Origin of the sequence: Paenibacillus sp. FSL R10-2796, from assembly GCF_037965315.1 — a bacterium.
Taxonomy (GTDB): domain Bacteria; phylum Bacillota; class Bacilli; order Paenibacillales; family Paenibacillaceae; genus Paenibacillus_AQ; species Paenibacillus_AQ odorifer.
This window is the reverse complement of record NZ_CP150178.1, coordinates 1,202,372-1,216,431: the sequence shown is the minus strand read 5'-3', so window position 1 is coordinate 1,216,431 and position 14,060 is coordinate 1,202,372. Positions and strand designations below refer to the sequence as shown.

The 14,060-nt window shown below is 45.2% G+C and carries 9 protein-coding genes and 1 riboswitch; all 9 genes read right to left on the bottom strand.

The features are described from left to right. Window positions 1–57: 57 nt before the first annotated feature. The 9 genes from NST58_RS05350 to NST58_RS05310 all read right to left on the bottom strand — a co-directional run bounded on the left by NST58_RS05350 (window position 58) and on the right by NST58_RS05310 (window position 14,055). A complete protein-coding gene (locus NST58_RS05350) occupies window positions 58–2,763 on the bottom strand; it encodes a discoidin domain-containing protein (protein WP_339246605.1) in 2,706 nt (901 codons plus the stop codon). Window positions 2,764–2,814: 51 nt separating this feature from the next. Continuing rightward, window positions 2,815–4,335 carry a glycosyl hydrolase gene (locus NST58_RS05345; protein WP_339246602.1) on the bottom strand — a complete coding sequence of 507 codons (1,521 nt, stop codon included), beginning with the start codon at window positions 4,333–4,335 and terminating at the stop codon, window positions 2,815–2,817. 151 nt (window positions 4,336–4,486) lie between these two features. Continuing rightward, complete coding sequence (locus NST58_RS05340; RefSeq protein WP_339246599.1) at window positions 4,487–6,037, bottom strand: glycosyl hydrolase; 1,551 nt, start codon at window positions 6,035–6,037, stop codon at window positions 4,487–4,489. Between the two features lie 12 nt (window positions 6,038–6,049). Beyond that, window positions 6,050–6,129: riboswitch (cyclic di-GMP riboswitch) on the bottom strand. A 136-nt stretch (window positions 6,130–6,265) separates the two neighbouring features. Next, window positions 6,266–7,639, bottom strand: a complete 1,374-nt coding sequence (locus tag NST58_RS05335) for a sugar phosphate nucleotidyltransferase (RefSeq protein WP_076194192.1) — start codon at window positions 7,637–7,639, stop codon at window positions 6,266–6,268. 735 nt (window positions 7,640–8,374) lie between these two features. Further along, window positions 8,375–9,715 (bottom strand): UDP-glucose/GDP-mannose dehydrogenase family protein, encoded by a 1,341-nt coding sequence (locus NST58_RS05330; protein ID WP_076129263.1) that lies wholly within the window; start codon window positions 9,713–9,715, stop codon window positions 8,375–8,377. A 4-nt stretch (window positions 9,716–9,719) separates the two neighbouring features. After that, window positions 9,720–10,820: a glycosyltransferase gene (locus NST58_RS05325; RefSeq protein WP_036676592.1), complete on the bottom strand. Its 1,101-nt coding sequence runs from the start codon at window positions 10,818–10,820 to the stop codon at window positions 9,720–9,722. A 64-nt stretch (window positions 10,821–10,884) separates the two neighbouring features. Further along, entirely contained in the window at window positions 10,885–12,024 is a 1,140-nt protein-coding gene (locus NST58_RS05320; protein WP_036676593.1) for a glycosyltransferase family 4 protein, read from the bottom strand. Then, window positions 12,024–13,211, bottom strand: coding sequence for a glycosyltransferase family 4 protein (locus NST58_RS05315; protein ID WP_280753486.1), 1,188 nt, complete (start codon window positions 13,209–13,211; stop codon window positions 12,024–12,026). The genes NST58_RS05320 and NST58_RS05315 overlap by 1 nt, the downstream gene beginning before the upstream one ends. Further along, window positions 13,198–14,055, bottom strand: coding sequence for a glycosyltransferase family 2 protein (locus NST58_RS05310; RefSeq protein WP_038568901.1), 858 nt, complete (start codon window positions 14,053–14,055; stop codon window positions 13,198–13,200). The genes NST58_RS05315 and NST58_RS05310 overlap by 14 nt, the downstream gene beginning before the upstream one ends. Window positions 14,056–14,060 lie beyond the last annotated feature (5 nt).

The following is a 14,060-nucleotide window of genomic DNA, read 5'->3' as shown; positions in this document are numbered from 1 at the left end:
ATCCCGCTGAGGTTATTTAGTATGCTCTATTAACAGTTATATAAATTCAAATAATTCTTATTCTCTGGAGTACACCTGTAGCTCTTGAATAGACCAATAATTCCCGCCGGCTCCGTTCTGCACAATTTTGACATACCTCGTCTTCACTTTAGAAAAGGATATCTTAGTAAGCTCTTTCGTACCTTTACCAGACGTGAGTTTTTTCCAGTTTTGAGCATCGTCAGAAATATAGACTACATAGTCTCTTGGGTAATCAAACGGTGATAACGTGCTATCCAAATCTATTCTTTCAATTTCATGTGCTTCACCCAGATCAATCTGAAAATACTCACCGGAAACCTGATGTTTCCCCGTATCCCAGCGCGTGCGCCGATCCCCATCGATAGCCAGACTAGGAGCTGATGCTGCCGTATTCACATTTGAGGATACCTTCCATTTAGTACGATCCAGAGGAACCAGTCCGGTGGCTGTAATCTGAACTTTATCGGACAGTAAATTAGAGCCGGATACCCTTACCGCGTAGGTATATAACGTCCCTTCACGTAAATTATGATCCGTATATTCTGTAAGCTTCACATCGGTGGCCACCACCTTCATTTCCCCGTCGCTACCTTCAGCGCGAAGCAGCTCATAGCTTGCTCCTGGTGCCTCCAACCAATTTAATTTTACAGCTAAACCTTTTGTTGCTGCGGCTTTGAATCCTTTAGGGGCCGATGGCTTTACTTCAGAGGAAGGCTGCAAAATATACTGCACAGCCTCTCCTGGAGCAAGTGTCTCCGTAAAGGTTAACGTAGGAGTAGCCTTTTTACCTGTTACATAACTTCTTGCTTTTTCATACGTATCCCCGTTTCCAAAACGTTCCCCTTCATACACCCCGTTCTTCGGCATAGTCACATTTACACTCACAGTTTGTGGAGTAGACTCAAAGTTAACGAAATTAACCAGCACCTTATTTGAGGTCGCTCCACTTCCCGCAAGAGGCTTCAATGTAGAAGTATCCACGGCCCGAACATATACCAGCTTGTCGGCTAATACATCTTTGTTGGCAATTTGATAAGTTAGCGGAGCTCCATGTGTAGCATAGGCAAGACTGAGCCTTCTCATAATGCTGACACGTGAATCCTCATTTTCTTTTGTATAATAAATCTCTGTGGTCGCCGGATCATGCTCTTCTAAATTAAACCCGTATTTGAATAAACTGAAATCCTTAAAAAAAGCAGCATGCTGCACAAACATATCCGCATAACCAATATGTGCACGCATGATCCGGTCGAATACAGCCGCTGTCCGCTCCGTTGCCCCGTATTGATAGGCATCCACATGACTGTCCGAGGTACCAAATTCAGTGGTCAGCATTTTTTTGCCGAGTCCATTGTCTGCGCCAGTGAAGGTCTTCAAATTCTCAGTAAAGCTTCCTCCATTACTAAAAATATAAGAGTCACCGTAGGAATGTCCATTGGTCAAATCCGTAACCTTCTCCAACTCCATACGTTGCTCTGGATCACGTTCCCAGCCATCCGGATCTCCACATTCCTTCCCAGTTCCCTTCTGATTACCACAGGAATCCTCACTGTAGCTCGGCCAATATGCCCAGCCCGGAGCAACAGTTTGTAAATGGGGCGCGATTTGCTTGCCCTTTTTATTCAGCCAGTCCGCAATTGCCAGGTTCACTGCCTTAGAACGATTGAATAATCCTGGCTCATTATCTACCTCATAATATTGAAAATAGGGGCTATATTGCTCAAAATAATCTGTCAGCTTTTTCTCCGCGTCAGCAGGCAACGATCCATCTGCCTTAAGCTTAATATCACCAGTATGCAAATACAAAGCAACCGCCTGCATGTTGTAATCCTGCAATACCTTGTAATATTCCATCATATCCGAGCAGGATCTCCCGACATCACTGGCACAGCTAGTACGCATCACATTCCCGCTATAAGCCATCCCTAGCCATTTGATAACATAAGGCAAGTGCGTAACTGCACCTTCATCGAAATAAAATTGTTTATTATTCACTACTGTTCCCGTCAGTGTATAGCTGCCATGGATAGGCTCAGAAATTGGAGCGTTAAGAGATTCTAAACGGAGATTATCCCAAGTCCACCAGGAATATTCGTCTTCTTTGTCACTGCAATATAAACAGCGAACCGTTTGCAGCTTCAATTCATTCGTTCCTATCTTTAATTGCTCCTTGGGAATATATAATTCATAGGTCTTTTGAAAGTTATATTCGCTTTCTGTGCCAGCAACGCCCGCAATTTGAATGATCCCCGACAATTGATGATTGGAGAACACACTCATTTGCGGCACGGATTTATAAGCATCCAGAATACCTACGCTAAATAAGACCCCATTCTCCGGGATCTTATTTAGCTGATAGGTGATCGTTAATTCCGGCTGGGTCTTTCCATTCAAGCCTGCAGGCAAGCTCTGAAGAGCCGATGATTTGAGCACCGAAGAAGTAACATTAAATTCCTTCTTGCTGCCAGAAGTGCCACTCGCAGCGAATTCAGCTGCTGAGCCATCATGTTGTCCCAGATTCCAGATCACAGTACCATCCGGTATTTCTGCTGCAGCATCAGTTCCTGCAGATAGTCTCGGTATATTGGCACCTACCTTATAATCGTTTGTCCTATTCGTTCCGAAGACAGAGACAGACAACAGAAACAAGACGGTTAATGCGGCGAATTTTAGTAATAACAGTAATGGTTTGTTTGCAGATATCTTATTTTTTCTATTAGATATTCTCCTCGTTATTCCCATCCATAGGTCCTCTCTTTCTTCCGGAATGTCTTACCCTATCATTTCATTAGATTAAGGAAGGAACAATGCCCCTTGTGGAATTACCTGCTGCTTCTGGCTGGAACTCTCCCATAGCAAACGAAGATTGGCATCTCCTTCATTCTCATAATATTCAATTTGGATATCATAAAGCGTTCCGGCTGTGAGTGGGATACTTCCTTTATGAAGGGTTGCACTTTGATTTTTCCAATTGTCGATGATCAGCTTTCCGTCAATCCAGACACGGACTCCATCATCAGAGGATGCCGAAATTGTATATTTTTCACTGAATTTAGGTTTGAGTTTCCCTTTCCAGCGTACAGAAAAGTGATCTTCATTTATCTCTGAGGCAGGGGACCCACCATGCCAATTAAAATCAATCTTACGGTCATTGCGGATAAGTACCGCTTCTCCATCTAAATCAGTATTGTTATAGTATTCTCCAGTTAAACCCGTTAGGGTTACCGGAGTTACGGGTGCTATCGAAGGACCTCCTGTTGTGAGAACATAGTCCTCTCTCGATACTATAAATGAGTCTTTCATAAAGCTTTTAATTGACTGTAGCGTATTATTTTCTGTCAGTAATTTTCCCCAGGTCATCATATAGACCCATTTATTTTGTTTCTCAGTTAATACATCCGGGTTCGGCAGTTGCCCACTCTCCCCGATTCCGATAGGTTTACCCTCGGCCAATGCGAGCAGATCCTCATAGTAGGACTGTTTATAATCGTTATTGTAGATATCCGCAGCCAGAACATCGAGTTTATCCCCACCGGGATAATATGCAGCATATGGATCTGACCATTCATTCGGTGCATTTGGATTCCACACCCACAGTAGATTATTTAGCTTGTGTGTGTTTACAAAACGATCATAGACAATACTCCACAGCTCTGAAAAATTGTCCTTTTTCCCCCACCAAAACCAACCACCATTCATTTCATGGTAAGGTCGCCATAAGACCGGCACTCCGGCATCACGCAGCTGACCCAAATATCCAGCAACCTCGTCTAGATCTGAAATTAGCCTCTTATACTGAGCTGTCCCAGGTGTAACATAAGCATTAAATTTCTCTTGACTGAGACTTCTGTTTACATTGGACCATTCTGGTGAGGTTCCCGGTAAGCTCTGATGGAAGGTCATGGCTACAATGCCACCCTCCTGATGCCATTCAATTGCACTGTCTATAACAGCTTGCCGCTGTTCTGCGATCGTCCCTTCGGATTGATTATTAATCGCCCCTAATTCATAACCATGTAGAACGGCATTTTGTCCCGAAGTATTCTTCAGCTTATGAACCAGTTCATCTGGACTTTCTAGATAATCATGCTGGCCGGACAAGATCCCTTTGCCACGTAGATTCACCAAATTACTCAGCAGTTGCTTGGCTTCTTCAGAAGCCGAAGGATTGCTTGGTATAGCCGGAGGTAGAGAGGAAGAAACACTCATAGCCTTCGGAAGACTTTTAACCTCTCCCCAAGGCAGCAAGGAAAAAATAATAAACACCGGTAACATAGTAAACAACAATCTGTTTTTCTTATAATATTTACGCAAATAAATCCTCCTTTCGGTAGCTGTACTGCCTCCACAGGTGTTAAAAACATACCTGTTATCGGACAATCGTCTTCTGACCTAATGAGGACTATAGCTTAGTAGCTCTGCAATAACGCAGAGCCACTAAGGATCGACCTTTAATTTTCATCAATCAGGAGACATCCGGAAGAAAAAGTGCACTTGCTGGAACTGTCTCTTTAGCTTGACTAGCACTTTCCCACATCAAGCGGACTCTCGCATCGCCTTCATTCTCGTAATACTCCACCTTGATATCATATAGCTGGCCAGCCTTCAGCGTTATAGTGCCCTTACGCTCAGTACCACTTTGCTTAGTCCAACTATCAATCACGGATTCCCCATTCACCCAGACACGGATACCATCATCTGAGGTAGTGTAAAATGTATATTGCTCATTATATAATGGCTTAATTTTACCGCTCCAACGTATGGAGAACCGATCAATCCCGAGGGCGGCATCCGGGGAGCCTTGCCGCCAATTGAAATCGATTATTGCATCAGTTCTGTTAAGAGTTGCTGCTCCCGACAATTGCATGTTGTTGTAATACTCTCCTGCAAGCCCCTTCGCGAGAGGAATTGCTGCCTCCCCCTCTTCTTCAGAAGGTGCCGGCGCTGGTGCGGCGCTAGGTGTCGGTGCCAGACCAGTATTTAATTTATCTCTGGTCAGGGTATAGTTGCTATTCATAAATGTTTTGATTGTGTCTGCACTGTTATTCTCGTAAAGCATTTTTCCCCAGCTCATCATATACGTCCATTTACTTTGCGATTGCTGAAGCTTCTCCAGATTAGGCATTTCACCATTTTCCCCGATCGCAATCGGTTTGCCTGCGGCTAGACTCAATAAGCTGTCATAGTATTTTTGCTGGTAATCATTTTCGTATATATCTGCTGCCAGAATATCTACTTTATCAGCACCTGGATAAGTTAGCGCATAAGGATCTGACCAAACATTGGGAGCATTCGGACTCCATACCCATAACAAATTATTTAATTTATGAACGTTAACAAAACGGTCATACATAATATTCCATAGTGTAGAAAAGTTATTTTTCTTCCCCCACCAGAACCAGTTCCCGTTCATTTCATGATAGGGTCTCCAAAGCACCGGAACGTTGGCATCGCGCAAGCTTTTTAAAGAGACGGCCACCTTATCAAGCTCAGCGATCAGATTGTTATATTGCTTGGTACCCGGTGTAACGTAACTATCGAACTCACTCTGGCTAAGTGTTTTTTTCACATTATCCCAGTCATAAGAGGTGCCCGGCAGGTTAGCATGAAAAGTCATAGCTACGATCCCGCCCGCTTTATTCCAGTTGATGGCGCTGTTCACCACATTTTGACGTTGCCAAGCCATCGTTGCTTCGGACTGGCCACTGATCGCACCCATTTCATAACCGTGAAGAGCCGCATATTGTCCGCTGGTTCCCTTCAGCATATTGTTAATTTCATCTGGACTTTCTAAATAGTCATGTTGACCAGCAATAATGCCTTTTCCTGAGATCGAGTAAAAATAGTTAAGCAGCTTTACGGCTTCAGGTGAGGCACCTGGGGTAACCGGCGTTCCAGAATTTGAAGCAGCTATGACAATAGACGGCGAAATTCCAACAGCCAGCGGAAGTGCAGTCAGAAACAGGACGAGTGACAGAAATGCACCAAACAATCGATACGTACGGTAAGCTTTCAAAATAATCTCCCTTTCGGTAGCCAGGCTGCCACTCTTTCGAAGGCCCTATAGCTTTGCGTCCCTACCTTTCGATAGGTTTGCCTTTTCAATTTAAGAGAAATAATCTCTCTTACCGTAAGTATCGACGACAATTAATGATCTATTTAGTGTTTTTATGACTTTTTTTGATAATTGAGTCAATTTACCTGTTTCAAGAAATTTTGAATTGGTTAAATAGATAGGTTAGACCTATGAAATGAATTGTTGTAGTTCTATATCATTCCAGTCTAAAGTAATACGTATGTTATCTTCTTCTACTAATTCAGACCCCGTCTGTACCTCTATAAACTCAACATCCGTCAAAGCAAGGATCGCGTGCTTCGTTCCTTCCGGTATACGTACCACGTCCCCAGCCTTCACATTATGTTTTTTCTCATTCAGCACAATACTTGCTTCGCCGCTGACGATTGTCCAAATTTCACTACGCTTGCGATGTAATTGATAGCTGATATTATTCCCCTCGGATATAAAAATCCGTTTGGTCAGCACTTCATTGCCTTCATCATATTTCACATAATCAATAACTTTGTAATGGCCCCAACGGCGTTCCTCGTACATCGGTCTTTGTTCAAAGGTCTTCAGCACTTCTTTAATCCGTGGGCTCTCAGCTTTATGGGTAACTAGAATTCCATCCGGGCTAGCCGCAATGATCAGATCCTTCGCACCAATTACCGTTATCGGAATGTCCAGCTCATTAATCAAGCAAGTCCCCTCAGAATCCGCCGTCACAAAACCTTTTCCTACATGCTTGCTGCTCATTTCCTCTGTCAGCGTATTCCACGTTCCAAGATCCTTCCAGAATCCATCATACGGCTGCACCACAATATGTTCTTCTTTCTCCACCACTTCATAATCAAAGCTGATGGAAGACAATAGCTTATACTGCTTCTGCAATTCTTCATATCCTAAAGGCAACCCTTTACGCTGCAAAATATCTAACAAGTACCCTAAGCGGAAGGCAAACACGCCGCAATTCCACAAGGCATTTTGTTCGATGAGCTGTTCTGCTTGTATGCGGTCTGGTTTCTCTTGAAAGTGACTCACCTTCATAAAACCATTTTCCCCCGCCTCTTCGGTGGTAGGAATAATATATCCGTATTTCTCTGAGGCATGTTCAGGAACAACACCCATTAGAGCCAGATTTGCTCCACTTTCCAGCATGGTCTCCTCAAGCATAGCTATGGTATCGAAAAAGGATGCTTCTACATAAGGGTCAACAGGCAATATTGCTACCGTCTCCGCTGGAGAAACACCTGCCACTGAATAAAGATAGGTAGCTGTTAAGGCGATAGCCGGAAAAGTATCCCGACGCTCCGGTTCAACGATAATCGGCACATGACTTCCCAGTTGGCTTTGTATCATTTCTACTTGGCCGCGGCCGGTGGCCAGATAAGATGATTCTGCCATCCCTGCTTCCTCCAACTGTCTCCAGACACGTTGTACCATGGATTCTGGTTCACCTTGAGGGCTTTCAAGTACCTTTAGAAATTGCTTTGAACGTGAGTCGTTGGACAACGGCCATAACCGTTTACCTGAACCGCCTGATAGAAGTACCATTTTCATAGAATGAACCCTCCTTGAATTATGGAAATCGAGCATATTTGAATTGTTATCAAAACGTCAGCTTCCACTTAGCCTTATTTCGAGCGGATGCACTAAAAAAATTTGTTAGGTAGAAACCACTCCAAGGGATTTTGGACTTCCGATCGCTGTTATCCTCAGATTTCCTGATTGAACCGCTTCTCGCGGTAGAAATCCGAGGATAGCATATGCTTTCGAAGCTAGCTTTCCTACGGAAATCTTTCGGGCGAACACTCCGTTTCTACAGTTCCAAATTCCCTTTCCGTTCTTAACCTAACCAACTACTTTTTAACACTGATCCGTGCGTACCGGGCTGTACCAGCCGGAAGCAAGCACGTTTTTCTAAAGATTTGCTTCTGCTCCGGGGGAGGCAGCTGCAACTGCAACAACTGTAAGAACAACTGCAACTACAAGAGCAAGACTAGTTGCCACCACAGAGACAGAGACAATGACAACTACAAATGCTACTGCGGTATATAATCAGAGTACCTAACTTTATAAATTGCTTAGAACCTTAAAATAAGGGAACGAAGGGGCGGAGGGGAATTTGGGAACTGTAAGAGCGTTAGCGTCCGCCTTTGTCTGCGGATTTCTACCGCTATCAGCGGTTAAAATCAGGAAATCTGCAGACAACAGGGGCTGGAAGTCCAAACATTCTCTGGAGTCACGGCTCATCCCTAAATAGAAAAATCACAAGTTCAATCAATATAACTTAGATTAAACCGCTCCAGCCACACTAGCAGAATAACCGCTCAATCCACCCATCTGCGGGCGGCCGACAGAATGATAAACGAGGCCGGTACCCTCAATTTGCTCCTTGGAATACACATTGCGTCCATCGATCAGCACCCCATTGCGCATGCTTTTCGCCAGCTGATGCAGATCAATATCCTTGAGTAGGCTCCAATCGGTCAAGAGGCATACGGCATCGCTGCCCTCAGCCGCTTCCTCAGGCAGATTGCACCAGCGAAGCTGCGGATGATCATATTGCTGCCTGAAATTTGTAGCTGCGATTGGATCATATAGTTTGACTGTTGCCCCTTCAGCCACCAGTGCCTCAACAATCTCTCTGGCGGGAGCTTCGCGGACATCATCAGTATTAGGCTTAAAGGCAAGCCCCCATATCCCAATCGTCGAACCGCGCAGGCTGCCAAGTGATTCATGCAGCTTGGAGATGATCATAAACCGTTGTCCCTTGTTCACTTCGACTACAGATTTCAATAATTTGAATTCGTAATCGACGTTGCCCGCAATTTGAATGAGTGCATTAGTGTCTTTCGGGAAACAGGAGCCTCCATAACCGATACCAGCCTGCAGGAAGGATGACCCGATTCTTTGGTCCATACCCATTCCTTGTGCTACCTCGGTTACATCAGCTCCCACTTTTTCACAAATATTGGCGATCTCATTAATAAAGGAAATCTTCGTGGCCAAAAATGCATTCGAAGCATATTTGATCATTTCAGCACTGCGTATATCTGTTACAAATACATTTTCTGTGAAACCCTTATGAAGCTCGCGCATAGTTGGTTCCAGCTCTGGATTATCAAGGCCAATGATAATTCTATCAGGATGGAGGGTATCGCGAATCGCTGACCCTTCACGTAAAAACTCAGGTGCAGACACGATATCAAAAGAATGTTGGGTATACTTAGAGATCATTTGAGAGATTTTTTCATTTGTTCCTACTGGAACTGTAGATTTAGTCATTATAATTTTGTGCCCTTCCATCGCTTTGGCGATTTCAGCGGCTGCACCCTCAATGTAGGTTAAGTCTGCTTCACCGTTAGGCAATGATGGCGTACCTACAGCAAGAATGATAATATCTGAACGGCGCACCGACGCTTGAAGATCTGCAGAAAAAGATAACCGTTCCTCACGAAGATTCAGTTCAATCAGTTCCTCGATTCCCGGCTCATAGATGGGCGATTCCATCTGTTTCAGCTTCTTAATCTTTTCCTCGTCCTTATCCACACAGATGACATGATGTCCGCCCAGTGCAAAGCACACGCCAGATACAAGACCCACATACCCAGTACCGATTACTGTCAGCTTCATATAATCATCCTCCTTTTAGAAAATTGACGTACGCCTGCTCAACATACTGCTTGAACTTAACCATAAACGCCTGCTCATCGAATTTACGTGCATGCTCCATAATTTGATCGATATCCCAAGCGTAGGACTCTACCTCATAAATAGCCTTAAGTAGATCCTCCACTTCTTGATGCTGAAAGAACACACCATTTACATAAGGAATAATAGTATCTAGTGCCCCACCTGCTTGATAAGCAATTACCGGTCTTCCTGCAGCGTTCGCTTCCAGCGGTGTAATTCCAAAGTCCTCTTCTCCTGGAAAAATAAATGCTCTACACTGTGCCATCATTCCAGTTACTTGTTCATCTTCTAGCCGGCCCAGAAACGATACATTATCCTTAGCCATGCCTTCGAGACGCTTGCGATCCGGTCCATCCCCTACGATATAAAGCTTAAGACCGTTACGATTGAAAGCCTCTACTGCCAGATCAATCCGCTTGTAGGAAACAAGCCGGGAGACAATTAAATAGTAGTCACCAATGGTAGAAGAGCTTGTAAACCGGGCTGTATTAATCGGTGGAAATATGACATCTGCATCCCGGTGATAATAATTCTGAATTCTCGTCTTCACTACTGAAGAATTGGCTACGAACTGATTCACATTTTTGGAAGTCCGTTGGTCCCACGTTTTGAGCTGCTGCATGTATACCTTAAGCATTTTTTTGAACAGCCCGGAATTCGACTGACGTTCCATGTAGGTGTCATAATCCCATGCGAAGCGCATAGGCGTATGGCAGTAACAAAGATGAAACGTATGTTTAGGAACTTGAATACTTTTCATAAAAGCACTGCTGGAACTCAGGACGATATCGAAACCGCGAAAGTCCAAATCACGGATGGCCATTGGATAAAGTGGCAGCACCCCTTTAAAATTGGTCTTTACCCCCGGAATCTTTTGCAGCCAGGAGGCACGGATATCCGCATCTTTGAGATTGTCAGTAAGGCGGCTTCCGTTAAAAACCGTTGTGTAGATTGGAGCCTCGGGATACATGTGATGAAAGACTTCCACCACTCTTTCCGCGCCGCCCATTTGGATTAAGTAATCGTGCGCTATCGCAATTTTCATGTGAATCATCCTCAAAGTTTTATGGAGCATCATCTTCAGAATTACCGCGTCATATCATCATCTGTCAGGTGCCCGCCAACAAACCTTTATAGTAGTCAACGATGTCCTTGACCGTATTCTCGATAACAAAATGCTCTTTCACTCGTTTCATCCCATTGTCCGCCATCCGCCGTCTTTCCTCTGGGTGATCCAGCATCCATTTAATGGAGTCTGCCAGTATCGCCGCGTCACCAGGCTCTATCAGTAGCCCTGTCTCACCTTGAACTACAATTTCTACCGGCCCGCCTTCATTGGAGGCGATCACCGGCAATCCCGCTGCCATTCCTTCAACGATAACTTGGCCAAAAGGCTCAGGAGTTACCGAAGTGTGAATCAGTAAATCAGCAGTATTCATAAGGCCTTGGATATCATCCACATGCCCTAGCATGCTTACATTAGTAAGCTCGTCGTTTTTTATCTTTTGCAGCAATTCCTGCTTATAGGCCTCTTCTCCAAACAGAGCATCTCCGGCCAGCCAGAATTTCACACGAGGTTCATTCTTAAAGCTTTTTGCGGCTTCCAGCACAATATGCTGACCTTTCCAATGCGCCAATCGACCAACTAGCAGTACGTTAAAATCCTTCTGGTCCCGCATACCGATCCCATTACCAATCGCTTTAGCAAAAGCGGAGTATACGACCAGCGTTTTTTTCGAACGCGGCAACTCCAAAGCATTCAGCGTAGAATGTGAATTTGCGATGACTCCATTTGGGAGCAGACGCGACAGCAAACGAATTCCTTTGGCAACGATTGGCTTTAAATAAGGAGCTCCAATATGATCCCGGATGTGCCAGATCAATGGAACGCCCGCTATTTTTGCAGCGATGGCTCCGTATAATGCAGATTTCAGGGAATTGGTGTGCACGCAATCTACCTTCTCCGCTTTTAAAAGCGGCGCAAGCTTGCGGCCATAAGCCAACAGCTTGAAGGCTGCAGCAGGTGCTCCCAAGTTAACTGCATTTCTACCACGACTTCTGATGCTCTCATCCAGCGGAATAATACGGACATCCATCCCTTTTTCTCGTAGCCGTTCAGCCAGGGCACCATCCTCAGCCAGGATTACCAGGGGATCGATCTGTTCTCCAATATGGGTAAGGATGTTAAACAGGGCAACTTCTCCACCACTCCATTTAGCAGTGTGATCTATATAGGCCACTCTAAGCATTACGTGGTCACCTCCTCTCCTAAAGCTTGTAGGAACACGGATTCTACTTGATCCGTAACATGCTCCCAGGTATATCTCTCCAGTACATGCTCCCTACATTCATCCCGGCTCGGAAGCAGTTTTCGATTGCTAAGCATATGGATCATGCCTTCAGCCATGTGGTCGCTACTTGAACTCTTAAATAGCAGCTCCGGCCGGAAGCCTTGCAAAATTTCCTTATTGCCGCCAATCGGTGTAGCCATCACTGGCAATCCTGAAGATAAGGCTTCAACGGTAATCAAACCAAAGCCCTCCAATGCCTGTGAGGGAACCACGAACATGTCCGCTGCCTGATAATAAGAGGCCAGTTCATGATCAGGAATGTAGCCTAGCAGTCTTACCTTGTTGCTTAAGCCATAGTCGGCGATCTTTTCTTCCAGTTCCCCCCGCAACGGCCCTTTACCACCAATCAGCAGAATTGCATTTGGGAATCGCTCCGCAACTTGCTTCCAGGCTTCAAGCAGCTGGAGTAGTCCCATCCGATTGACCAACCGCCGGACAGTCAGCACGGTTGTTGCTCCCTCAGGTAAATTCAAGGTTCGGCGAATCGCCAATCGATTCGTAGCGGGGATAAAACGTTCCACATTAGCTGCGCCTGGAATCACAATAATTTTGTGTAGTGGCACTCCGTGCAGCTTATGGAGAATATCGCGGAACGTCTCACTAAGCACGATGAACTTATCCGCTAGCTTATAGGCTCTATGTTCAATGGATTTGGCGATGGTTGTTTTGACCCGGTGCTTAATGCCTTGGCCTTCGATTTTCATTTCTTCATTCCATGGGCCATGAAAAGTCATCACTACAGGAATCCCACGTTTCTTTGCTTCCAGGGCTGGACCAATACCATAAGGAGCAAAGTGAGTGTATAAAATATCTATACGGCCACTGCCCTCTCCCATCAGATCGGCCGCCTTACGCTGGAAAGCATCCTTACGTTTCCAGATCCCATCTTTTGGATCTCCGGCATTGTGAATAATCAATTCCTCAGGGGTAGTAGGCGTCTCTTGACTGCAAATCAGCGCATGCACCCGATTACGTGAGGAGAGTTGCTCGCAAACGGATTTGAAATACGTGTTAAGCCCACCCGGCTGTAGCGACGGCCAGCTAAGGCCTGTCGTCATAATGTTCAATCCGTCACTGTACGGCATAGCTTCTCTCTCCTTTATTCTCCTTCTCGGTCTGACTCGTCTTCGCATTGTGCTGAGTCAGCTTTCCCGATCTAATTAATTCGTAATGCTTGAAGCCGACCATGAATTCATACATGACCCAGAAGACGGATACTCCGAAACCTGACATTCCCTTCTTGAACAACCCGTGTAAGAAATACTTTTGCAGGAAACGGGCTGGTGGTCTTAACAGCAGATGACTGACCCGAAATCGTTTGCCCTTGGCATACGCACTTTCAGCTTCCAAGTCAGTGTACTTATTGAAACGTGCCACATGATCGTTAATACTGCGGTAACCATAATGCCAGAGGGTTCCTGTCAAACGTATGGTTCGCTCTTCAGAGACCTCGGGCATCTCGTGCACCAAGCTATTTCGAATGCCATAAGCTTTGCGGTTGTAAAGGCGCACTAGATATTCGCCACGATCCAGCCATCTGCCCATAAAATCACCGATCCGGTAGATAGAATAGGCAACCGATTGATCCATAAGCCCCGGTTTCAGTTCAAGAATACTCGCGGCCAACTCGTCGCTGACCACTTCGTCAGTATCAATAAGGAAGACCCAATCATGAACCGCGCGTTCTACTCCGAACTCCCTCTGTTTCGCATATCCGGGCCAAGGGTTGACGTATACACGACAATTCAAGCTTTCAGAAAGCTGTACTGTCCCGTCTTTGCTGCCTCCGTCAATCACAACCACCTCGTCGGCGAATAACCTGCAGGATTGTATGGCCTTAGATATTCGAACTTCGTCATCCTGAGCGATGATGACAGCCGATATTGGATAATTGCCTTGGCCGCCTACCACGCTTTTTACTGAATCCATGAAGG